This is a genomic window from Levilactobacillus sp. LN180102, assembly GCF_050106635.1.
GTDB lineage: Bacteria > Bacillota > Bacilli > Lactobacillales > Lactobacillaceae > Levilactobacillus > Levilactobacillus brevis.
Map to the genome: position 1 here is coordinate 1 of NZ_JBNIIX010000014.1, position 22,106 is coordinate 22,106.

The following is a 22,106-nucleotide window of genomic DNA, read 5'->3' on the forward strand; positions in this document are numbered from 1 at the left end:
TTGGAAAAACTTTGTTTTTCGTATTCAAATTGAATTTAAAATCAGATTAAAGAAAAGGAACCCCGTTCGCAAGTGAACGAAGTTCCACATAAACCCTCCATCAACACCCGTTGACAAAGAGCCCTTAAATGTGAACCAAAACTAACGCCGCACTGTCAGCGGTCGCTTAAAGATCAACTGTGCCACACCAAACCGGTTAGCCAACCAGATGTACAATCCAATGGCGAGCAAGCCCCAAACACCCACATAGATCATGGCCAAGAACTTTCCCGTAAAGAATAGCGGGCCGAGCCACCATTGCGTGCCATCAATCAGCCCCGTTAAGATGACCGCGAACCACACATTGAGCTTTACAATGGGCCAAAGTAGCTGTAAACGCAAGGCATAACTTTGACGGATAATGTGCCAACTACGCCAAATAATCCAGCCAAAGGCCAAGCTAGTTGTCAATAATGCCCCATAACCTTGCCACAAATAGACTAATGGCAATTGCAAAATCAGCTTAATACCTAAGCCACTTAATAAGTAGATGGTCGCTTTTTTACTCATGCGTAAAGCTTGCAAGGTGGTCAAGAGGTCCAGCGCTAATCCTAAGATTAAGCTTTGCCAGCCATTGGCAATCAAGTACGTCGCCCCGGCGCTGTCGAAATTAAAGAAAATTCCGTAAGTCGGATAGGCCAACAAGCTCACCAACACCACTAACGGCAGTAAGACGAAGGTTAATAATTGAAAATTGTTCGTCAACAGCGCCGTAATTCGCTGCCGGTTGGCTTTCAAATCGGCCAGTTGCCCCGCAAGTAACGGTAAGGAAGTTTCTGCTACCGCCATCGCTAACGAGACCAGTACCGTCGTGATCTTATTGGGATTGGCCGAAAAGATGGTAAACACATATTGGGTCATCGTCGCCGTTTGGTGCAGGATTCCTTGCATAATCTGCTTGAAAAATAATTGGTCCACTAACTGACTCAGGGTAATCCCCGATCCCACAATGACAAAGGGAATCGATTCAACCCCGACCATCTTCAAAAGATCCCGGCCAGCATGCTGCTTGCTCGTTTCACTTGCTGCCGCTAACTGGCGATAAGTATGTCGTTGCCGCCACAAATGACTGAGCAAATAGGCATAACTAGCCACCGCCCCCACAAATGCCGCCGCGACACTGATAAAGACGGCCAATACATAACTCTGTTGGCTCCGTTCAATAATCCAGTAGGTTCCTGCCAAAATCACAATGATCCGAATAAATTGTTCCCATAATTGAGAGATACCAAATGGCTTTAAATCACCATTGCCTTGGAACCACCCGCGTAAAATACTCATTGACGGTAGAATCACAATTGCTGGTACTAAACAACGAATCGCGATGGTGGCATTGGCAACCGAACTGACGGGACTATTAGCCGCCAAGATGGGCGCCAATCCATACAACAAAATACCACAAATCACGCCTGACACCGCCATAAAACCAAAACCCGTTAACGCAATTCGCTTGGAATTTAAAAAGCTCCCCTCACCATTAAAGAAAGCCACTCGGCGGGCAATTGCTGAGGGAAATCCCGCCGTTCCTAGTGCAATAAATAACGCATACGGCGTGTAGGCGGTATTAAATAACGCCTGTGCCACAGTCTGATGCTGAGGCGAACCGATCATTGCTAACCAAGGAATCAGGTAGACAACCCCCAAAACCCGTGAAAAAATACTACCAAACGAAAGCCAAAATGACCCCGAAATAATTTTTTTATCCATAAATAACTGCTCTCATATTTAATCTAGCGATTTAAAACCACCACTAGCCAGAATACCCCACTCCTTTGCCTCTGTACATAACCAACGGCTACCAAACGGGGAAGTATTGAGGTCAATGGCACTCCTAGGGCCAGCAAGTCAACTTTCTAAGTTTTCTTAAATTAATGTCTGTTTGCCAGCGGTTGTGGTTATCGCACACTTATCAGCTGTATTGGGCCCATCTTCCAGACACATGACTTCCAAGCTAAGATTGGTTGGAAGTGTTCTTGCCGGGCTTAACTCGTGGTACCATACCACACCACAGTAGCCCGGCGGAAAGCGGCAAATGAGCTCAGTACTGTCATTATCCTTAGGGCGCGTCAGATACATTCCAATTTATTTTATCTCAATCTAATGAGCGTCAGACACTTATTCCCAAACAAAACTGGTTTAATGACCAAAGAACACGCCAATCACGCCAGCCAGCGCCACTAATGCCCACCAGTAATTGGCCAAAAACTCCCAGAAATTCATTGAGTGACCTGTGGTTGCCCCTGCCGGTTCCGGCTGATCGAATGTCGTCTCAGTTTCTGTCTGATGGGTCGCGGTTGAGCGACCACTGACTAGTTCGTCCAGGCTCACCCCCAATACCGTAGCCAGACTAATCAGCGTATCTAAGTCGGGAGTCGTTTCCCCCTGTTCCCACTTTGACACAGACTGACGCGTTACAAATACCTGACTAGCTAACTGCTCCTGTGATAATCCCGCTTGTCGTCGTAACTGGCTTAATTGCGTATTAAACTTATTTTCCATTTGTCCCATCTCCCTTACTTTTCAGCAAGTATACCGGTTATCTTTCAAGCAACCTAGCAACGATCTGCTATTTTTTCGCAATTTGCCTGTGCTCATTGCGCACGTCACAGTTGCCATAATGGTTGCGCGCCTTACAGCAGCAAGCCATCACATATCTTCTTTCATCATACACTCACGAAACAAATATCTAATTTTAAATAACCGGTTAGGTCAGTCGCCAAAATAAAAAAGGCCGTGACCTTCGCCACAGACCTTTCAAAGCCTAACTGTAAACTTAGTGTTTAACTGTTGGGTGCGCCGTAAACCACTCTGTCATATCGTCTAAACGTTGTAGTCGCAGATTGGGCAACCCATTTCGTGACACCCCGTGGAAACTTTGGGGGTACCGAATCATGTCAGCATCCACGCCATGGCGTTTAACGGCGGTAAAGTATTCCTCCGACTGACTGATGGGACAGCGCATATCCCACTCGCCGTGTAACAACCGAATGGGGGTTGTGACCTGCTGGGCGTATGCCAATGGCGATTGCCGCCAGTACGACGCCACGCCACCTTCCGCAAAGAGGTCCGTTCCCAACTCTTCTGGATTGAAATAAAACCCAATATCACTGGTTCCAAACAAACTAATCCAGTTCGTCACTGGTCGTTGGGCAATCGCCGCCGCAAAGCGCTTGGTATGCCCAATCGCCCACGTTGTCATAAAGCCACCGTAAGACCCGCCGGCAATGTATTGGCGGTCCGCATCTAACTGTGGGAACTTCTGTAACGCCACGTCCAGACCCGTCATGACATCCGAAAAATCATGCTCGCCGTAGTGACCATTGACATCACTTTCAAAGTCTTGCCCATAGCTAGTTGACCCGCGTGGATTGAAAAATACCACGCCAAATCCGCGACTCGCGTGCACTTGAAATTCATGGAAGAAAGTTTCGCCATAGTTACCATGTGGTCCCCCATGAACGTACAACAGGACCGGTTGCTTCGGGGCCGTGGTTTGGGCCGGTAAATACCACCCCTCTAACGCCTGCCCATCAGCCGACTCGAAGTCAAATCGTTGGGGGTGAGCAAACGTATGGGTTTCTTCATAAGCCGCATTAGGATTATATAAGACCCGTTCCGTCTGTTGTGTTAAGTCACGGGTCACCAATACACTCGGTTGATCTTGATAGGATACCGCCAAGACCGCCGTGTGCGCGTCAACCACATCGAAGTCCACAATCTGCCGCGCCGTGTTATCTATACGGTCAATGCCATCGGTTGCATTGCCCACATACAGCTGGCTATGGGCATGATAGACTGCTGTGAAGACAACGCGATCAGAATCCAACCATCGTACCAGCTTGCTTCCTTGTTGCTGAATGAAGTCTGCCGCCATTTCCGGCGCTGGGTCAGCCGCTAAGTCTGCTGTCAGGTTTTGCATCTGGTTACCAGTCCGGTCAACCACATAGACATTAGCTACCGTATGCCGACCGAACGTCCCATCATCACCCACTAGTGCGACCCGTTGTCCATCTGGCGATAACGTGGCATCTTCAAAGCGTCCAGCGGCAATACTAGTTGTCAACTCGACGGTCTCGCCGGTTGTCGCATCATAACAATAGGCGCCTCGCGTAAAGTCACGATCGTTGTCGGGTTGGACGTCATGTAAGACTGTGACATAGCGTCCGGCAGCACTGACCGAAGTCACATCAAAGTCAAACCCGTGTTGAAATAGTTCCGTTACGGCGCCCGTTTCTGGCTGATAGCACCGCAAGCGATAGGTCACATTCAGCGGTAACCAACCATAGCCATCGGCCTTGTTGATGAGTCGGTCAACGTGGCGCGTTTGCGGAAAGGCCTGCGGACTAGGTAATTTAGGCCGTTCGGCAGTCGCCGTGGTTTTAAAATAGACATACTGACCGTCAGCACTCGCTAACACCGTCGTCACCGCTTCTTCAGCAGCGGTCGTTAACTGTTCCGGTGTCCCACCAGCTAGAGAAACTCGGAACAATTGGGCCTTAGCGTCACCTACATTGGCAGCATAGTAGACTTGGTCCCCCACAATTACTGGCTGGACAGCCAACTTGCCGGTCGTGGCAAGTGTTTGCTGGTGGCCTTGCAGATCAACGCGCTTTAGATCCGCTAAGTAACTGTTACTAGCCTGATCGACGCGGTTTTCCACAACCACAACTTGACCAGCAGCAACGGTCGGTTGGGTGACTGATTTTAATCTAAATAAATCCTGTGCACTGACGCTTTGTGACATACGTATCGCTCCAATTTTTATTTTCTCATTGTTTTCTCATCAAATAATTGTGTTTCATGTTAGCCCTGTCTATAAGTAATGTCAATTTTTATTTGATTACAGCGAAAATCCCCGAAACCTGCTACACTGAATCTAACTAACGACCTAAGGAGTGAGTTTACATGAAAATTGCAATTGCAGGTGCCGGCGCAATGGGTAGCCGATTTGGTGTCAAATTACAGGAGGCTGGTAATCAAGTCACGTTGATTGATAACTGGTCCGCCCATGTTGACCAGATTAATCAGGCCGGATTAACGGTTACTACGGATGATGGTGTCGATCACGTCTACACCATGACCGCGCAACATCCTGAAGCGGTGACCGATCAATTTGATCTCATTATTCTCTTTACCAAAACCATGCAGATGGACGCGATGCTCCAGCAACTCGCCCCTGTACTCACTAACCATCCTATCGTCTTAACCTTAGCCAACGGGATTGGCAATATCGAAACCATCGAACGTCACGTGCCCAAGAACCAAATTGTCGTGGGTACCACGGTCTGGTCTTCTGGTTTGACGGGGCCTGGCCACATCACCGTCACTGGAACGGGGAGTATTTCCCTACAAGCCGTCGTTCCCGATCAATTCCCCAATTTGGCTGACTTAATCACCACTTTAAATGCAGCTGGATTAAATGCCAGCGCCGCAGATAATGTCTTAGCTGCGATTTGGAAAAAGGCTGGCCTGAACAGCGTCCTCAATACCTACTGCACCCTGTTTGACTGCAATATTGGTGAGTTTGGGGCTCTCAAAAATTGGCAAACCCTAACGGCTACCGTCCTCGATGAATTCCAAGCGGTCGCCGACGCCGCACAGATTCAATTCAGTGCAGCTGCCGTAACTGATTTAATTGCGGCCCAATTTCCAGCGGCAGTTAACGGGAACCACTACCCGTCAATGCATCAAGATATGGCCAACCAGCGACCAACTGAAATTGATTTTCTCAATGGGTATGTCGCTAAATTAGGTCAACAACTCCATGTCCCCACACCTGCCAACGCCTTGTTGACCCAGTTAATTCACAGCCAAGAACAACTGAAACAAATCTAACAAAAAAGTAAGAGAACCACGCTCTGTGGTTTTGCCACTATATGTAGAAATTTAACTATTTTTTGCCCCATATGTAGTTGTTTTTTTCGCAAATTCATCGTACCATAGTTATAAGCTGATTTTGACGAACAAACATAATGCATCAATTAAGGTCTGGCAAACCTAGGAGGGCAAGGATAGATGGACGTCTTACGTAGATCACAGGCAACAATGACTCCCACCGGTCTAACCGTGGAGAATCGAGCAGGAGCACACACACCGTTTAACTCACGGCGCATTCACCAGACACTCACTGCCTTAACGAATGACCCCACTGTCGTTCATCGCGTAGAGAGTTTAACCGTTGCGCAATTGGCCGGCTTCGATGTCGTGGCAACGGGAACCATCGTTGCCACCATTGCCGAAACACTGGAACAATTGGGCTATGCTCACATGGCTCAGACTTACTTAAAACTCAATCGCTAACGCAAAAAGGGCGTAGCCGATCGAATTAATTTCGATCAGCTACGCCCTTTCACATCTCATTCTGTGGTTTACTAATTTTAACGACAATAAAAAAACCGACCAGCACTCCCCCGAGAACTGATCGATTCGATTTATGAGCTTAATTGTGATTCTAAATGGTGTAACTCTGCAGTCCGCACATCACGTGGTAAGAACCGCCGAATCTCTTCTTCGTTGTACCCCACTTCCAAGCGCTTATCATCAAAGATGATGGGGCGTTTGATCAAGTCTGGATACTTCACAACTAGATCAACCAATTGACTAACTGACAAGCTGTCCAAGTCGACGTGTAATTGCTTGAAAACATTCGAACGGGTAGAGATGATATCTTCACTGCCGTTCTCAGTTAACCGCAAAATTTGCTTAACTTCCGCAGCGTTCAATGGTTTGGACTTGATATTCCGTTCCTTAAACGCAATATCGTGTTCCTTTAACCAGGCCCGCGCTTTTCGACTGGATGCACTACTTGGTGCAATGTACAAATTAATCATATTCAGCACTTCCTTATCGTTGGATTGAGTAACGATAACAAACGACTTCAACTGATCCTGTTGCCGATTAATCACAAATCGTACAATAGAACCAACTTATATGTTACCACAATTGAATGAATAATCAACCCCTTTTTGGAAAGTTTCTAAATTAGCTCACCGTTTGTCAGGTGAGTTGGTTGCATTTCCCAACTAGTTCATCCTAAAGACCATTCTTTGTGCATCATTTGTGTAATGACTGGTACATCACTCAATGCCGTTATCACAAACTCGATAAACTGATGAAAGCAGTCTTTTCGGTGCTCCCATAATTAGGCAAATACCCAACCAGGCGTATCATTTTAGCTGTTTTGCATATTAATTTATTAATTATGAATTAATATTCATTAGCGAATTTTAGCCACTTTATTTCCACTAATTAACAATGAGCTCGCACATTCCCATTTTGACAAGAATTCACGTTCCCTTTATATCGCTGATAGCGTAAAATAAAGACCACAATTAGTAATTCTTGGAGGGATTTTTGTTGGCAGTCTTTTACGCTGTACTACTCTTAGTGCTTGCGACCATTGTCGCTAATACGGTTTATCCTTACTTTCCGATCATTCCGCAAGCCTTTTATCAAATCTTTGCTGGCGCCTTATTGTCTTTGGTGCCGCTCTATCACCACTTTGTCCTGGAACCAGAAGTTTTTATGCTCCTGATCATTGCGCCCCTCATGTTTTATGACGGCCGCAACGCCAACGCTAAGGAGCTTCGAGAAAACTTAGGCTCAGTCTTCTCAATGGCCGTTCTACTGGCTATTTTGACCGTTGTTCTAATGGGGTACCTCAGTCACGCTATGCTGACAACCATGCCATTAGCGTTAGCTTTTGCCTTAGCAGCGATTGTGACCCCAACGGATGCCGTTGCGGTTTCCTCAATTACCACCAACATGGCGGTTCCCCAACGCGTGATGGGAATGCTCGAACGCGAATCCCTCTTCAATGACGCTTCCGGCCTAGTCGCTTTTAGTTTGGCTCTAACCGCCTTTACCACTGGTGAATTTTCTTTGGGCAATGGCATTAAGCACTTCCTGATCGTCTTCTTTGGCGGGCTATTAATTGGCCTCATCTTGGGGCTAGTCGCCGTATGGACCCGGTTATATCTGGTTCGGACCGGTAAGGACTCCACCAGCGTCATTGTTCCATTTGACGTCTTGATTCCATTTCTGATCTACCTCGCCGCAGAACACCTCGGATTATCCGGCATCCTTGCCGTTGTTGCCGCTGGCCTGATCTACAGCCTTTCCAATAATCAGTTGCGTCTCTCCAGTACCCAGCTACAGCTTGTTTCCCGCTCGACTTGGCGGATTCTCACCAGTATTTTAAATGGCTTTGTTTTTGTTCTGCTGGGAGTGTCACTCCCCACAGTCTGGGTAAATATTCAACAGGATCATACGAAATCAATTCCTACCTACGTATTACTTGCCGTCATCTTGTATGTGGTCATGCTGGCTTTGCGCTACCTATGGATTCGCTTCGATTGGGCATTGATCCACTCAAAACCAACCGAACGACGCGAAAATGCCTTAATTGGCGCGCTTTCAGGCGTTCATGGAACCATCACGTTAGCCATGGCCTTTTCCCTGCCTTTAACGCTACATGGCAGTACCTTTCCTCTACGGAATTCCATGATTTTTATCGCCGCGGTCGTTATCATTTTAAGTTTACTGGTGCCAACTCTACTACTCCCATTCATTCTACCAACCAAGCAACTACCGGTTGACCCAGCTGAAGCGTTGCAAGAACGTAAAGCGCTCGTTGCCTATGCTACCGACCGGTTAGTCCAGGAAAATCCCGACTATCCAGAACAAGCCCAAAAGGTCGTTGAAATTCTGAATAGTCAAGCGATGACCGAACGACCCGACCGACGTAAAGTCCAGGAGCTGTTACAACAAGCGACCCAGATTGAGGTGGAAACCGTTCAAAAGTTGGCTGACGATGGTGTGATTTCCAGTGGTTTTGCCAACCGTTACGTGCGGATGTTGGTGCTAAAATCGCGGATGAGCAACAATAATCCCTTTACCAATCTAATCTTATGGCTACGCTTTGTGGGCCACCGGATTAGCCATAGTTTTGGTCGACACGGCCGGCGCAAGCGGCGCATTGCCCAACAGCAACAACGCTTACAACGGCACCCCGTTTCACCAGAACAGCAGCGGTTGATTCAGCAGCGGCTACAACAAGAGCAAGCCGCGCCTCATCACGGCCGGCATAAGCGTGACCCACAAGCTGACAAGCAACGTCGTGAAAGCTTCCTAAAGATTGAACAGGACGTCTACAATAACGTTATTGCCTTTCTCACCGATGTCTCGAGTATTGAGAATCAAGCCGAGGTCAATTCAGTACGAAACTATTACAATGCGCGTCACCGTCGCTTTATGTCGCAAGAAACCACGGATCAGCAAAATGAGTTATTTATTCAAGCCTTCCAGCACGAATACACTTATATTCGTCAAAAGCGCAGTGCTCAGGAGCTTTCACCGGCCATGGCTGAGGAACTTTACCAACAGGTTTCTACCGATCAAATGTTATACATGCAAGAAATTGCAGGTGAAAACTAATTTTTGCTGCCAGTGTCACACTTTCTTCACAATTTGCTGTTATTATGAGTCCATAACTTACGACCAAACAACCGAATAAGTTAATAATTTTACTCCTCCAAGTAAAAATTCGGACGGTTCTATTACGATAGACCGATCCACTCCAAACGTAAGATACGTTTTACGTAAAGCGATGACGCAGACAATTCAGGTCTGGTCATCGTTTTTTGTTGTCCGGCAATAATCGGTCTAAAACCTGATACCGTTCGTTTAAAATGAGAAAAATCTCAGAATTTCACAAATTTCGCCACCCTAAATTTACACTCAGGGCAAATTAGCTTATAATTTCTTTAACGCGTGAAAGAGCTAAGGCCTTTCACCAACGGTCTGTCAGCAACTGGTCTATGTGACCCGTGGCCAGCCAGACGTCCTAACTTGGAGGGTGACATCTAAAATGAAGCTGACAATTTTATCAACCAGTGATACCCACGGGTACGTCTATCCCACAAACTATGTCAAAAAGGGCAGTCATCAGGGGTTCGGCCTTGCTCGGGCTGCCACTGTCATTGCGCGTGAACAAGCCGCCGCTAAAGCCGAAGGTCCCGTGATCACCATTGAAAATGGTGACTTTCTGGAAGGCTCCCCACTGGCATACTATGTCGCCCGGGTCCGACCCGAACGTGATCCCCAGCCTTTGATGTCCATTTATAATCAAATCGATTATGACTGTGGTATTCTGGGAAATCATGAATTCAACTATGGCCAAGCCTACTTACAAGGCGCTATCCGTGATGCGAAGCGGACAATTCTGTGTGCTAATATTTTAGATCAAAATGGCGACCCCGAATACGGGCAGCCTTACAAGATTATCGAAAAAGATGGCCTTAAAATTGGGGTCTTGGGATTAACCACTCAGGCTGTCTATAAATGGGAAAAAGCCACTAATATTAGTGGCCTACAATTTGAATCCGCCTTTATTGCTGCCAAGAAGTACGTCCCCATCATCAAAAAGCAAGCGGACATCGTCGTTGTCTGTTACCACGGCGGTTTTGAGCGTGACTTATCAACCGGTCAACCTAATGACATTCACGTGGGTGAAAATGAGGCTTACCATATTTTGGAAGCTATCCCCGGCATTGACGCCTTGGTGACTGGCCATCAACATCGCCAATTAGCAACAAACGTATTCGACATCCCTACCACACAGCCAGGCTTTCGCGGGCAGGCCGTCGGAAAGATCACCCTTGACCTTCGGCGGGATGACGCCGGTCACGTCTCGGTCATCAACCATGATTCTGAGTTAGTCTTCACTAAAGACGCCCCTCTTGATCCTAAAGTTATCGCCGCGGCCGATGATCTCAATACAGAAGTCGGTCATTGGTTGGACCAACCACTCGGCCACATTCAAGGTGACATGACGTTTGATGATCCTTTTGCCGCACGCATGCGGGAAACACCCTATATCGAATTTATCCAAAAAGTTCAGATGGCTACGATGGGCGCTGACATTTCGGCAACGGCGCTATTCAACGATGAAGCGCGCGGTTTTGAAAATCCCATCACGATGCGTAATATCATGACAAATTACGTTTACCCCAACGGCCTATCGCTATTAAACATCACTGGCGCCGATCTCAAAGCGGCGATGGAAGTCAGTGCCCGTTACTTTAGCGTTAAGGATCATCAAATCGTGGTTAATCCGGCCTTTATTCACCCCAAGCGTCGTCAATACAATTATGACATGTATGAAGGGGTCAATTATCGGCTAAATATCGCTAAGCCAGTCGGGCAGCGCGTCGAGAATCTGACCTACCACGGTCAACCCGTGGAACCCGACCAGCCGCTGCGAATTGTGTTAAATCAATATCGGGCCGTTGGTGGCGGTCACTACAGCATGTTTGACGCCAGTAAGATTGTGGCAGAAGGTCAAGGGGGGATGAGTGAAATCATTGCCGACTACCTCCAAGAACATCCCATCATTGACGCCACGACTAATGATAACTTTAGCGTGGTTAACGACCCACAAGCATAAGAAAAACCAACCAGTGATAGTCGACTTAAAGTCGGTTGTCACTGGTTTTTTGTTAGGTCAAATGGTCTCCCCACCAAGCGTGCATAAATCACTGATACCATTGATTTAGGATTGTCTCCTTCCTGGCTGCAATTAGGCATTGAACAGTCACGGTTCTATTTTAGCTAAACCATTAACCTTATACCCGATTCACCTTTATTCATAGGATGTTCATAAATCATTCCTACTTTTTTCAGAGTTTGTTAACACGACTAATTTATATCTCGAGTATATTTAAGGTGTTACATAATCTTAGGGGGAGAGTGGGCTTAGGGCCAACTCTCTTCTTTTTTGGATAAGATACCGAAGGAGATGGCTCAATTGCAATTCAGACACCACCGTTTGACAGCGCTCGCCGTTGTCTCTCTGGCCGTTTTAACGGTCGGCTTAGCTGGCTGTTCCAGCACGAAAAGCGCTTCATCAAGTTACAAAATTAAGAACAACAAGGTGGCCTTAACGACTGCGCAGATCAAGAAAAATCTTGATACCCAGATCATTACGACCCGCCAAGATAAGCAAAAAAGCCTGACAGCTAAATACAAAGCTGCGGCCGAAAATAACAAGTACACGTTGGACTCACCATACGTCAAGGTGAGTCCTTACGGGTCCTCTCCCCTGTCAGCCTTAGTGACATTCAAGACGACCGAGGCAGTTAAGGTGACCTACACTGTCGTAGGCAAGTCTGACAAGACTTCAATCACCAACACGGTCAATGGCGGCTATACCAAGACCCATCAAGTGCCGGTCGTTGGCCTATACGCTGATTACGCCAATACGGTAAAAATCACCACGACCACCAAGACTGGCACGACTAAGACTAAGACGCTAAAGTTAACAACCAGTGCCCTGCCAAAATACATCAAGGACGCCACCATTACGACCAAAAACGTGAAGAAATCTAAGATGAATATTGGGAAAAATAAATTGACCATTATTAATCGAACAACTAAGCAACCCTTTGCGATTGATGCTGATGGCAATGTTCGGTGGTATGACACCAATTATTCGCAACACACCATTGAACAGTGGTCCAATGGTCACATTATGATCTTGTCAAAGAAAGATATTGATTCAGATGTTTACAATGATTTAATCGAGACGGACTACTTGGGTCGTGTTTATAATGAATATAGTTTTGCGAACAAGACCAGTAGTACCGATGGTGGCAAAGAAACGACCGTCATTCACCATGACTTGGTTGAGCTTCCGAACCATAACTTACTAGCCACCGTTTCTGATGGTTCAAAGTACAAGGAAGATACGATGGTTGAGGTGTCTCACAAAACCGGCAAGATCGTAAAGGTCATTGATATGAAGAAACTTCTGCCGAAGTCCATGTGGGCTAAGTATCAAAAAGGTTCCGACGGCAAGGTCGATTGGTTACACCAAAATGCCGTGGACTACGATAAAAATGATAAATCGATTGTGATTTCTAGTCGAAATCAAGATATGATTATGAAATTGGATTACAAGACAGATCATATCAAATGGATTTATAGTGGTAAAAAGAAATCAACTTGGCCCAAAGCCTACCGGAAGTATTTGTTAACACCGGCCAAAGGAACGACCGTGACCGGGGGCCAACACGGGCTGTACCTCTTAAACAATGGCGGTAACAGCTCCGCCAACAGTGAAAACTTTATCCTGTATGATAACAACATTGCGGTGACCAACGGGAATAAGCAGACCTCCGGTAAGTACTCACAAGCCGTTCAATACCACGTTAACCAAAAGAAGATGACCATCAAGCAGACTTGGGCTTATGGAAAATCACTAGGTAAGACCAACTTTACTAGTGTTATTGGTTATGCCGAGAAGCAAAGTAACGGTAACGTTCTGATTGATTTTGGTTACAAGAATGGTGGTCAAGAAAGTAACATTATCGAAGTGACTAAGAGTGGCGAACAAGTCTTCAATGCTACTATGAAGAATGCGGCAGCCAAAGCCTACGCTTATCGGGCCTACCGCGTGCCATTCTATGACTCAGCTTATAAATTCGATGCAACAAAATCTTAATTCGTCAAAAAAGGGTCTGAGACAAAAGTCTCAGGCTCTTTTTGCGTTTCTAAATATCTGGTGCCGGAACGTGCGCCAAGCGGCAACTAGTCCCACTCTCTTTTACTAGCCATTAATGCTTCCATTTTCGCTGACGCGTCTGTTCGTGTAGCCAGCCGATCAAACCACCGACAATCACGATGGGCACCGCAACACTATAGGTCCCTAACGACAAGTACAACAGTCCAACTAAAACGGCCCCAATCACAAAGCTTCCCATCAACATCAGGGTATCTTTCGCCTTTTGCCGCGCTGCGCGATCTCGGTAGCGAACACCGTCATAGAGTGCTTCCGCTACCGTCCGGAAGTTTCCCGTCATCATTAATGGCGTAAATGGGGCGCCCTTAATCTGGCGAAACTCTTGCAATTCAGCAGCAGCGGCTAACGACAGTAACGCCGTAATCACCATATCCGGTAGCACACGGGTGGTCCCAGCGACAACCACCAATAATCCTAGTTCCAGCCACAAAACCAGCGCAGGCTGATTAACGGCCCGATTTTCAAATACATGCTGTAGGCCGCGAACCAGCATCGTTCCCACCATAAAGGCTAACATTGCCGTCAGATAACGGCCGATAGCGGACAATTGGAGCTGTCCCAGATGGGTGCCGAGTAAAATTAAGTTACCAGTTTGTAACCCCGCAAAAACGGCCCCGTGAGCCAAGTAAGAATAGGCATCTAAAGCACCGGCGGTCATTGTCAGGCCACAACCAAATAAAAGCTGTTCATGGAGCGGATAAGCGCGTTGTGTCACTATTGTTCACCTCGATGAAATTTTCGTTCATCTAGTATAGCTTAAAAGCCGTGGCGACAAGTTAAGAAAATCTAAACGTACCACCCACAACCTGCTTCGTTGTCGGTGGTACGTCGTTTTACTCACTAGTTAAAGGTTTTTAAAGAATCCGTAATCAACCGAATAAAGGCGTCACGATCAATATCCAAGAGAACATCGGTATTCTTAGGTTTTTCGGTCAGCTCATAATAATCACAAACCGTTTCGCCCCGAACCAGTTCTCCTTGCGTTTCAACATCAACGTTCATTAGTTCACTGTGGAACATCTCTGGACGTAAGAGCCACGCAATCGTACAAGGATCATGTAATGGCGCGCCCTTAAAACCCCATTTAGGTGCTTCATGGTACCGTTCAAAGAAATTCAGAAGCCCGTAAAAGGCGTGGGCAACTGGATTGTTAATATCGCCAATCGCCTCAATTTCGGGTTTGAGAATCTGTGCTTGATGGGTCACATTTAATGGGGCCATCGTCAACGGAATGCCGGCATTCAACACGATTTTGGCAGCTTCTGGATCAACGTAAATGTTAAATTCCACGGAAGGCGTCCAGTTACCTAGCCCCATCGCGCCGCCCATAAAGACAATCCGCTCAATTTTATCAGTCAGTTCGGGATGAACCCGTAAGAATAGAGCCATATTGGTCATGGGACCCGTCACCACCAAGGTAACGGGCTCTGCACTAGCCCGCAATGTTTGCGCCATCAATTCGACAGCTGGTACGGGTTGAACGGCAAAGTCAGGCTCTGGTAACTCAGCACCATCAAGGCCACTCTTACCATGGACATTACCAGCCGTTTCCAATGGTTTCAACAGTGGTGTTCGATTACCACCCGCCACTGGAATCTCTTGATGTTGCATCAGTGTCAGCAGTCGCATCGCGTTATTCAGAGTCTTTTCTGGTGTTTGATTCCCCGCTGACGTCGTAACAGCCAGTAGGTCAATATCCGGACTAGCCAATGCCAGCATCATTGCCAAAGCATCGTCGTGGCCGGGATCACAATCGAGAATTATTTTTTTCATGGGTGAGACTCCTATCTTAACTAGATTGTTGTTTATTCAGCTGGCGACCGGTCTTGAACCAAAGCCCATTAACGAACAGTCCAACCAAACTTATGATGATAACTAAGCTTGAAAAACGACTGACTATAGCAAATTGTTTGATGGCAGTAATCATTAGGCTAAGAAAGCCACAACTATAGACCACAATGACAAAGTCCATTAAAACGCTTGCAAATCGTCGCTGCTGATAAACAATGAAGATACTCCAAGCATACAACATTAATGCAAATAATAGGGTATTAAATGTGGGGCGCCAATTGACGCTCGGTGTTCCCGTCTGCACACTAACCAGGGTTCCCAAGGAAAACAACAGCCATGAGCCGACAACTAATTCGATTAATCTGATCCATTGCCGTTTCACTTTAATCCCTCCTAGAAATACATCCCCACGATGGTTCCAGTCAATACTGATGCTAACGTCGCACCCAACAATAACTTCATTGAGAACTTAGCCACGTAACCACCTTGTTCTGCGCTAATAGATTTGATTGAGCCGGTAATAATCCCAACCGTCCCAAAGTTGGCAAAGGAAACCAGGTAAGCGGAAATAATGGCATTGGCTTTTGCACTTAATCCAGCGGCCATGCCATGCAAAGTTCCCATCGCCACAAATTCATTAGTAATCAATTTTGTTGCCATCAGACTGCCGACTTTCATCGCTTCATGCGCTGGCACGCCCATCAAAAAGGCCACTGGCGCAAAAACATAACCAATCAAATCCGTAAAGGAAATATGAATCAAAGCGATAAATGAGCTGTTCAAGAAGGTTACCAGTGCCACAAAACCAATCAACATTGCGCCTACGGTGATCGCTAAACTAAAGCCGTCCGTAATGTAGGTTCCCAAAACTTGGAAAAATGGTTCTTGTTTCTTCTTGGATACTTGAACCAACTCATCATTCGCTTCTGTTTCATAAGGGTTGACCACACAAGAAATAATCAACGCCGATAAGATATTCAAGAAAACCGCAACCACGACAAACTTTCCGGGAACCATCTTCATATATGAGGCCAACATGGCAGCGGAGACGGCACTCATTGCCGATGCACAGATGGTATACAGACGCCGTTCATTTAACTTGGGAATTTGATCCTTAACGGTTAAGAAAACTTCTGGTTGTCCCAAAATAGCGGTCGATACAGCAAAATAACTTTCTAATTCTCCCATACCCGCAACTTTATTTAGTGCCCAGCCAGTCCACTTAATAATAAACGGTAGCACCTTAATGTAATTCAAAATACCCACTAACGCCGAGATGAAGACAATCGGCATCAATACGTTTAGGAAGAAAACGGAAGAACCGGCTTTAATGCTGAATCCACCAAAGACAAAATTAACACCGCCAGCCGCTTGAACCATTAACCAATTAAAAAAGCTAGAAATGCCTGCTAAAGTCTTAACCCCACCAGACGTATGTAAACATAGAAAGGAAATTACCAACTGCAGACCAAATAAAATTCCCATTCGTTTATATTTAATATGCTTACGGTCTGTACTAATCAGCCAACTGATGCCAAAAACCAATGCTAATCCTGTTAACAGAAAAACAAAATTCATGACGTTCACCCTTTTTCGTTTTGATTAAGCCCGACAACCAAATCGTGTTAATAACTTTGTGGCGACTTGCTTGTTCATCTCTCCAGGTGTGTTTCCTGCAAATTGTTCATTTGCAACAGCCTCAGCATTCGTCACTAGTTCTTCTTCAGAAATCCCATAATCGTTAAATGGATGCAAGCCGACTAAATCATCTCGGAAGTGTTGGTACGCCTTAATGGCTTGATTACACCGCTCTGATAAGGTATCTGTTGGAGCGTACGTCACACCTAAGATTTGACCAATTTCAGCTACCTTATGGGGTAAGAGTGGGGCAACTTGTTCAAGAACCCCTGGCAAAGCATACGCAACGGCTTCGCCATGAACCAGATGATACTTAGATCCTAAGATATGGGCCATTGAATGTCCCGCATTCGTCCCAGCATTATTAAGCATCCACCCGGCTAAGGCAGCCGCTACCATGACACGTTGGCGAGCCTCCCGATCGTGACCATTTTCCACTGCTCGCGGCAGATAATTATAAAGTAAAAACATCACCTTTTCGCAAATCGCGTCCGTTACAGGACTTGCTAGCCGGGACGTATAACCTTCGGCCGCATGAGAAAATGCATCTAACCCAGTGGCAATGGTCATTTTTTTAGGCAAAGATAAGAGTAAATCTGGATTTAATATAGCATATTCACTAACGGCGTTATCCGCTAAAATCGCTACCTTTTTCTCAGTTGCCACGTCCGTCACAACCAATGCATTAGAAAGCTCACTACCAGTCCCTGAGGTTGTTGGAATAGCAATTAATCCCGGACATGGTTCAATCGACTTTTGCGTATCGGTATAGTCTAAAATATCGCCACCATTAACCCGAACAATATTAATACCGCGGGCGACATCAATTGAACTCCCCCCACCAATTGCAATTAAACTATCAGCATGGGCGGCCCCAAATGCCGTTACACCGTCTCGAATTGTTTGTGCCGGTGGATCTGATACTACCTGATCAAACACGCTAACAGTTATCCCACTTTTCTCCAATAAAGCCTGAGTTTCCTGCACCAATGGGACCTGTGCCAGAAAACTATCCATAACAAACAGTGGACGTTGATACCCTTCTGTTTGAAGAACCTCTAAAACAGTCTGCGCCAAGTGATCGGTGTCTAACACCTTAACGCGCTGCAGTAACTTTACATCCATCTGCAATTCCTCCTTAATTTTGTCTCAAGATAAGGCGCTTACGAAAAATACTACTTAATGCCTGAATCGTTGGTCCCGTCGTTAAGGCCGTTAAAATCGTAATAATGCCAAACTTACCGCCCAATAAAACGCCCATGATGATCAGAGCGCCATCAAATGTTATTTTGCTACGGCGCATGCTCCAACCGGTCTTATCCCGCAACGTCAACATGAACCCGCTAAACGGGTCCACACCAATGTCGGCCGCTACAAACAAACTAATTCCTAAGTAATATAAGGAAATACCGACCAAGCCACCTAACGATCGCCCAAGTAACGTCGTTGATGTAAAAATCATGGGATATAGAGCCGACCCGATTGAGACAAATACCCCATAAGGAACGAGATACATCAGGGTTCCCCAACTGGCATAATGACGACCCATGAAGAATAATCCGATAATCAAAACAACATTCAAATAGTTCGAAACGGTCCCCAACTGTGCTTGTTCTAAGTGAAATGTCGTTCGCAAACCATCATAAATAATGCCCACCGGGTCATTACCAAGCTGCGTATTGTTATTAAAAGCCACTCCCATGCAAACTAGGAAAATACCAAGAAGCGCTAATGCGATGGTCTTCGGTGTATACCTTGCTGACATTTCACCGCCCTCCTAATATTTATAATCCTAACTTTTCAGCTGCAGCATCTGCATTTTGACAAAAGGCCTTAACCTTATCAATATCTTTCTCCATATTACCGCCCTCATACTTGATACTCGTCTTAGTCAACGAATCAACCCCGTATGGTCGAATCTTTTCAATTGCGGCCGCAACATTATCAGGTCCTAAACCACCAGCTTCAATCACCGGTACCTTAACTTCCTGGACAATCTTGGCATCGATGTTCCAATCATGGGTTTCTCCGCTAGCACCAATACCGGTATCATGCGCCAAGCCAGAATCTAAGAGAATATAGTCAACAAAATCTTCAAAGTGTTTAGCCCGATCAATGGCACCTTCATTGTCCACTAACACGGCCTGCATGAGTTCTGTATGTGGTGCCACTGCCTTTAGCCGCTTAGCAAATTCGGCATCAGCAGCATAACCATCTCCGGCAATATGCAAAATATCTGGCTGAACCTTTTCAGCAATGTCAATCATCTCTTGGGGATCATTCGTCAACATAATGGCAACGGAGGTCACGCCACGGCGCTTGGCTTCATCGAAGATTTTGTGGACGCGATCCAACGGTACCCGATGAGCAGGAACGCCACCGTGTTGCATCGGTACTAATCCGATGTTATCGGCACCGGCCGCCATCGTCTTAACAGCTTCGTCATATTGAATTAAAGAATAAATTTGCTTAATCATAAAAAATCGCTCCTTCTTAATTTAAAATTGTGAGTGCTTCTAATTTTTGGCTAACTTGATGCGGGGTAATATCTGGCACCGACTTTGTACTTTCTAATGCAATGCTAGAGGCTGCTTGAGCAATTTGCCCAGTCGCCTGTAGCTCACGTTCCGGATTCGTAAAGTAACTCCAAGTAATTGCTGCCATACCACAGTCACCAGCACCATTGGCATTAACAATATCGGTTTTTAGAATCGGCACGTGGACCATTTCACGCTGGTTGGCACACAGAATACCATCTGCTCCCAATGAAATAAAAACGTTTTGCACACCCTTATCCAACAAGACAGCCACTGCTGCCTCAGCAGATCGTGTATCCGTAACTTTCACGCCACTCAGCAGTGATGCTTCTAACGCATTGGGCTTTAACGTATGCAGCTTATTTAAAATGTGCTCGAAGTGGTGCGCCTTGGTCACTGATACGGTATCTCCAAATAATGGAACCGTTACATGACTGCCAAGCCAATCAATGGCTTGCTGGGAAATATTGGCATCAATCAAACAAATATCAGCGTGATTAATGAAGTCTAACTTAGTTGCTAAGAATTCCGGCGTAATCTGTTCGCAAATCGCCATGTCATTCACACCCACTAGCATATCACCATGCTCATCAGTGATGTACATGTAGGTTGAGGACCGACCTCCTTTGATCTCATGTGCCTGATCTAATGAGATATGGTTCTCTGCACAAGACTGTTGCAACAAAGCCCCGTTATAATCATCGCCATAAACGGTGACGAGGTAGGTTGGTACCTCAAGATGTGCTAAGTTTTGCGCAATGTTTTGACCTACACCACCAACGGCCATGCCAATCTCGCCAATATTGGAATCACGTTCAATTACCTTTCTGTCTGGCATTCCGAAAATATCCATATTCATTCCGCCAACCACAACTACATAACCCGTTTCACTTTGTAATTTCTGACTGTTCATGTAGATTGCCTCCCGTTTAGTTAAAAGCAATTTATAAACAATTGTTTATTCATATAGTCATTTGACACTTAGATAATATAATCATTGGGTAGGGTTTGTCAACACCAAATGTATCCGCTTTCAAAAGTACTTGGAGTTTGCTCATTTTTAAATCTGCCAGTATCACCTATTGTTCAGTATTTAACAGCCATATAATCTCTGACTTTCACAAAACAAAAAAATGGCATCTCCTTTCGGAAATACCATTTTTTAAGCGACTAATTTGAAATTTGTTGTTGTTGCTCAGTTAGCTTAGCCAAAGCCATTGTTTGATTAACTGCATCATATGATTCGGTGGTAATATAAGCCGCCGCCACACCAAACTTAGCCGTCTCCAAAAAATCTTGATGATTCACCCGCGCCCAAGCTAGGCCCGCAATCGCAGCAGCACCTGCACCATTCGTATTACGAGGAATCTTTTCATCATCTTGAAAAAAGTAGGCTTGCGTCTGGCTTTGATAAAGAATACCCACTTCATCGATATAAATAAAAACGTTCTGGACACCACGTTCCAGCAATCGTTCCGCTGCCATACGTGCTGTTTGTTCGTCAGTAATCGTTACTTTTGTCAGCACGGTTGCTTCAACTGCATTGATGACCAACGTATCCAACCGATTCATGCCATCATAAAGATTCATCATCTTATTACGACCAACGGCTTTCGCAAATATCGGCACTTGCACATTATTATAAAGCCACTTAATGCTACGCTTAGGCAAATTAGAATCAATGATAATTAAGTCGGAATTATTAATGACTTGTTCCTGTTGCATAAGATATTCCGGCGATAGATAACTATTAATCGCCATATCATCAATTCCGACAATACGATCTCCATTGGGTTGATTCACATACATATAGGTCGACGTTGCAGCTTGATTAACTTGCGTTGAATGACTAATATCAACACCATTTTTTAAAGCATCTTCTTTAATTCGTTCGCCATTGCGATCATCACCTAATGCTGTAATTAAATAGGTCTTTAGTTCTAACTTACTCAAATTAACAGCCGCATTGCGACCAACTCCACCTAACTTATAGTAAATATTACCTGGATAAGAACTTTGATTTTTAATAGGTTCTTTAGCAACACCAAAAACATCCATATTGGCGCCACCAATTACCGTCACATATTTAGGTGGTGTAATCACATAACCTTTTCCTTGAATATAGCCTTTTTTCACTAGGTTAGAAATATGCGCAGCCACACCAGAACGGGTAATACCAGCTAACTTGGCCAATTCGTTTTGTGAAATCATTGGATTTTGCTTAATCCACTCTAAGATTTGCTGTTCTCTACTGATCACCCATCGTCACCTTATCCTTCCGTTCATGATAGTCTCTATACCTATCATACCTAACTTTAATGAGAAATGACCGTTTCTGTACAAAAAATCCCATCAGTCATAATTGACCGATAGGATTCACCATAAATTTCTCTAATTGGGCTAGCTGGGTTCGAACCAGCGCATCACGGGATCAAAACCCGTTGCCTTACCACTTGGCTATAGCCCAATAAGTGGTCAATACCTGACCCCCAACAAGAAATAATTTTAGCATTACATTAGGG

18 protein-coding genes and 1 tRNA gene are annotated in these 22,106 nt (G+C 45.5%); 5 read left to right on the top strand and 14 right to left on the bottom strand.

The window, feature by feature from the left end; translation table 11 throughout:
* Window positions 1-141 precede the first annotated feature (141 nt).
* The 3 genes from ACP4IT_RS09025 to ACP4IT_RS09035 form a co-directional block, all read right to left on the bottom strand.
* The gene (locus tag ACP4IT_RS09025; RefSeq protein WP_011668911.1) at window positions 142-1,746 is read right to left on the bottom strand and encodes an oligosaccharide flippase family protein; all 1,605 of its coding nucleotides are present in this window, start codon (window positions 1,744-1,746) and stop codon (window positions 142-144) included.
* A gap of 429 nt (window positions 1,747-2,175) precedes the next feature.
* Window positions 2,176-2,538 (bottom strand): helix-turn-helix domain-containing protein, encoded by a 363-nt coding sequence (locus ACP4IT_RS09030; protein ID WP_011668912.1) that lies wholly within the window; start codon window positions 2,536-2,538, stop codon window positions 2,176-2,178.
* Between the two features lie 274 nt (window positions 2,539-2,812).
* Window positions 2,813-4,783 (bottom strand): S9 family peptidase, encoded by a 1,971-nt coding sequence (locus ACP4IT_RS09035; protein WP_024855350.1) that lies wholly within the window; start codon window positions 4,781-4,783, stop codon window positions 2,813-2,815.
* Window positions 4,784-4,944: 161 nt separating this feature from the next.
* Between ACP4IT_RS09035 and ACP4IT_RS09040 the strand changes: the two genes are divergently transcribed.
* Window positions 4,945-5,874 carry a ketopantoate reductase family protein gene (locus tag ACP4IT_RS09040; protein WP_011668914.1) on the top strand — a complete coding sequence of 310 codons (930 nt, stop codon included), beginning with the start codon at window positions 4,945-4,947 and terminating at the stop codon, window positions 5,872-5,874.
* A 180-nt stretch (window positions 5,875-6,054) separates the two neighbouring features.
* On the top strand, window positions 6,055-6,339 hold the full coding sequence (locus ACP4IT_RS09045) for a hypothetical protein (RefSeq protein WP_011668915.1): 285 nt from the start codon (window positions 6,055-6,057) through the stop codon (window positions 6,337-6,339).
* Window positions 6,340-6,470: 131 nt separating this feature from the next.
* Here the strand turns inward: ACP4IT_RS09045 and spx are convergent, their stop codons facing one another.
* On the bottom strand, window positions 6,471-6,869 hold the full coding sequence (gene spx, locus ACP4IT_RS09050) for a transcriptional regulator Spx (protein ID WP_011668916.1): 399 nt from the start codon (window positions 6,867-6,869) through the stop codon (window positions 6,471-6,473).
* 526 nt (window positions 6,870-7,395) lie between these two features.
* Between spx and ACP4IT_RS09055 the strand changes: the two genes are divergently transcribed.
* From ACP4IT_RS09055 to ACP4IT_RS09065, 3 genes are all read left to right on the top strand, one after another.
* On the top strand, window positions 7,396-9,474 hold the full coding sequence (locus ACP4IT_RS09055) for a Na+/H+ antiporter (RefSeq protein WP_087609252.1): 2,079 nt from the start codon (window positions 7,396-7,398) through the stop codon (window positions 9,472-9,474).
* Between the two features lie 433 nt (window positions 9,475-9,907).
* Window positions 9,908-11,485 carry a bifunctional metallophosphatase/5'-nucleotidase gene (locus tag ACP4IT_RS09060; RefSeq protein ID WP_011668918.1) on the top strand — a complete coding sequence of 526 codons (1,578 nt, stop codon included), beginning with the start codon at window positions 9,908-9,910 and terminating at the stop codon, window positions 11,483-11,485.
* A 351-nt stretch (window positions 11,486-11,836) separates the two neighbouring features.
* The gene (locus ACP4IT_RS09065) at window positions 11,837-13,540 is read left to right on the top strand and encodes an aryl-sulfate sulfotransferase (RefSeq protein ID WP_024855347.1); all 1,704 of its coding nucleotides are present in this window, start codon (window positions 11,837-11,839) and stop codon (window positions 13,538-13,540) included.
* 112 nt (window positions 13,541-13,652) lie between these two features.
* Here the strand turns inward: ACP4IT_RS09065 and ACP4IT_RS09070 are convergent, their stop codons facing one another.
* The 10 genes from ACP4IT_RS09070 to ACP4IT_RS09115 form a co-directional block, all read right to left on the bottom strand.
* Complete coding sequence (locus ACP4IT_RS09070; RefSeq protein ID WP_114684668.1) at window positions 13,653-14,333, bottom strand: YoaK family protein; 681 nt, start codon at window positions 14,331-14,333, stop codon at window positions 13,653-13,655.
* 125 nt (window positions 14,334-14,458) lie between these two features.
* Window positions 14,459-15,391, bottom strand: a complete 933-nt coding sequence (rihA, locus tag ACP4IT_RS09075; protein WP_015474478.1) for a pyrimidine-specific ribonucleoside hydrolase RihA — start codon at window positions 15,389-15,391, stop codon at window positions 14,459-14,461.
* A 16-nt stretch (window positions 15,392-15,407) separates the two neighbouring features.
* Window positions 15,408-15,791 (bottom strand): hypothetical protein, encoded by a 384-nt coding sequence (locus ACP4IT_RS09080; protein WP_141373211.1) that lies wholly within the window; start codon window positions 15,789-15,791, stop codon window positions 15,408-15,410.
* Between the two features lie 11 nt (window positions 15,792-15,802).
* Entirely contained in the window at window positions 15,803-16,987 is a 1,185-nt protein-coding gene (locus ACP4IT_RS09085; RefSeq protein WP_021741592.1) for a NupC/NupG family nucleoside CNT transporter, read from the bottom strand.
* Window positions 16,988-17,011: 24 nt separating this feature from the next.
* Window positions 17,012-18,172: an iron-containing alcohol dehydrogenase gene (locus ACP4IT_RS09090; protein ID WP_024855344.1), complete on the bottom strand. Its 1,161-nt coding sequence runs from the start codon at window positions 18,170-18,172 to the stop codon at window positions 17,012-17,014.
* Window positions 18,173-18,185: 13 nt separating this feature from the next.
* Window positions 18,186-18,812, bottom strand: a complete 627-nt coding sequence (locus ACP4IT_RS09095) for a YczE/YyaS/YitT family protein (protein WP_024526192.1) — start codon at window positions 18,810-18,812, stop codon at window positions 18,186-18,188.
* 19 nt (window positions 18,813-18,831) lie between these two features.
* Entirely contained in the window at window positions 18,832-19,524 is a 693-nt protein-coding gene (locus ACP4IT_RS09100) for a phosphoribosylanthranilate isomerase (protein ID WP_024855343.1), read from the bottom strand.
* A gap of 16 nt (window positions 19,525-19,540) precedes the next feature.
* Window positions 19,541-20,497 carry a PfkB family carbohydrate kinase gene (locus ACP4IT_RS09105; RefSeq protein WP_426855554.1) on the bottom strand — a complete coding sequence of 319 codons (957 nt, stop codon included), beginning with the start codon at window positions 20,495-20,497 and terminating at the stop codon, window positions 19,541-19,543.
* Between the two features lie 257 nt (window positions 20,498-20,754).
* The gene (locus ACP4IT_RS09110) at window positions 20,755-21,843 is read right to left on the bottom strand and encodes a PfkB family carbohydrate kinase (protein ID WP_251933111.1); all 1,089 of its coding nucleotides are present in this window, start codon (window positions 21,841-21,843) and stop codon (window positions 20,755-20,757) included.
* A gap of 136 nt (window positions 21,844-21,979) precedes the next feature.
* Window positions 21,980-22,051: transfer RNA gene (locus ACP4IT_RS09115), tRNA-Gln, on the bottom strand.
* Between the last annotated feature and the right edge of the window lie 55 nt (window positions 22,052-22,106).

Bases quoted from the DNA above. Each gene is read 5' to 3' on its own strand.
- ACP4IT_RS09035 (WP_024855350.1), bottom strand. From the start codon at position 4,783: ATGTCACAAAGCGTCAGTGCACAGGATTTATTTAGATTAAAATCAGTC.
- ACP4IT_RS09095 (WP_024526192.1), bottom strand. From the start codon at position 18,812: ATGTCAGCAAGGTATACACCGAAGACCATCGCATTAGCGCTTCTTGGT.
- ACP4IT_RS09045 (WP_011668915.1), top strand. From the start codon at position 6,055: ATGGACGTCTTACGTAGATCACAGGCAACAATGACTCCCACCGGTCTA.
- ACP4IT_RS09100 (WP_024855343.1), bottom strand. From the start codon at position 19,524: ATGATTAAGCAAATTTATTCTTTAATTCAATATGACGAAGCTGTTAAG.
- ACP4IT_RS09090 (WP_024855344.1), bottom strand. From the start codon at position 18,172: ATGGATGTAAAGTTACTGCAGCGCGTTAAGGTGTTAGACACCGATCAC.
- ACP4IT_RS09065 (WP_024855347.1), top strand. From the start codon at position 11,837: ATGGCTCAATTGCAATTCAGACACCACCGTTTGACAGCGCTCGCCGTT.
- ACP4IT_RS09030 (WP_011668912.1), bottom strand. From the start codon at position 2,538: ATGGAAAATAAGTTTAATACGCAATTAAGCCAGTTACGACGACAAGCG.
- spx (WP_011668916.1), bottom strand. From the start codon at position 6,869: ATGATTAATTTGTACATTGCACCAAGTAGTGCATCCAGTCGAAAAGCG.
- ACP4IT_RS09040 (WP_011668914.1), top strand. From the start codon at position 4,945: ATGAAAATTGCAATTGCAGGTGCCGGCGCAATGGGTAGCCGATTTGGT.
- ACP4IT_RS09105 (WP_426855554.1), bottom strand. From the start codon at position 20,497: ATGAACAGTCAGAAATTACAAAGTGAAACGGGTTATGTAGTTGTGGTT.
- ACP4IT_RS09025 (WP_011668911.1), bottom strand. From the start codon at position 1,746: ATGGATAAAAAAATTATTTCGGGGTCATTTTGGCTTTCGTTTGGTAGT.
- rihA (WP_015474478.1), bottom strand. From the start codon at position 15,391: ATGAAAAAAATAATTCTCGATTGTGATCCCGGCCACGACGATGCTTTG.
- ACP4IT_RS09085 (WP_021741592.1), bottom strand. From the start codon at position 16,987: ATGAATTTTGTTTTTCTGTTAACAGGATTAGCATTGGTTTTTGGCATC.
- ACP4IT_RS09060 (WP_011668918.1), top strand. From the start codon at position 9,908: ATGAAGCTGACAATTTTATCAACCAGTGATACCCACGGGTACGTCTAT.